Source organism: Xanthovirga aplysinae, assembly GCF_009711365.1.
In the GTDB taxonomy this organism is placed as follows: Bacteria; Bacteroidota; Bacteroidia; order Cytophagales; family Cyclobacteriaceae; genus Xanthovirga; species Xanthovirga aplysinae.
This window is the reverse complement of sequence record NZ_SMMB01000025.1, coordinates 1-223: the sequence shown is the minus strand read 5'-3', so window position 1 is coordinate 223 and position 223 is coordinate 1. Positions and strand designations below refer to the sequence as shown.

The window sequence follows — 223 nt, the reverse complement described above, 5'->3', positions numbered from 1 at the left end:
CCAGGCCGATGCTCGGATTCATGGAGATGGCAATGAATTCGGGATTTTTATTGATCAGGATAGCGAAGATGGAAGAAGTGTGAATAACAGGGCTTATGCAGTTATCAATGGAAATAATAATATTGATGGTATAGATATAGAGCAGGAAGGAGATATAGATGGGGCCACCAGCAAAAATAACTACGCACATGCACAAATCTATGGAGATGATAACTTTGATGGG

Annotated in this window: 1 protein-coding gene; it reads left to right on the top strand. The window is 40.4% G+C overall.

The genetic code is table 11. The features are described from left to right. Positions 1-223 (top strand): hypothetical protein (locus tag E1171_RS22910; protein ID WP_187696062.1); only part of this gene is annotated, 223 nt, incomplete at both ends.